Source organism: Treponema sp. R6D11 (assembly GCF_054786075.1).
The window spans coordinates 1-403 of record NZ_BDHD01001048.1; the positions used below are offsets into that span (position 1 = coordinate 1).

General features: G+C 45.4%; 1 protein-coding gene and 1 pseudogene. Both read right to left on the bottom strand.

Annotated features, from left to right (window positions below):
* A partial coding sequence (locus ACYVTD_RS17430) for an Ldh family oxidoreductase (protein ID WP_461248890.1) occupies positions 1–173 on the bottom strand: 173 nt, incomplete at its 3' end.
* Positions 170–403, bottom strand: a pseudogene (locus tag ACYVTD_RS17435) (class I SAM-dependent methyltransferase); the annotation flags it as partial. The pseudogene ACYVTD_RS17435 and the gene ACYVTD_RS17430, both read right to left, overlap by 4 nt.

Here is a 403-nt window from a genome sequence, read left to right on the forward strand (position 1 = left end):
ATGTAAATGGGCTTGAACCTGCCCACCCCGTGGGAATCGATCCCGCGTTTGTCGGATTCAATCAGCACTTCGGCGCAAACTGCCGCGTCTTCTTCGGGAACTCCCACTTTAATAAATACGTCCTTCATAAAGGATTCCAGTATTTCAAAACTTGCGAATTCTGCCGGCATCATTTTCTCCCTATTACAATAAGTTTTGCGGCCCGCCTGTCGTAAGGGGATTCGTCCCAATCGCCGTAAATTTCGACCTTGGAAAAACCTACTTCTAAAAGCAGGGCTCTTAATTCAGACGCGGAATAGAGCCTTTGGGTAAAAACCTTTTCGATTCTTTTCCCGTCTTTTATTAGTATCCAACGATTTTTCAAAAATGTCCATGAGTCCAGCGCTTCGTATTGGGTAAGCAC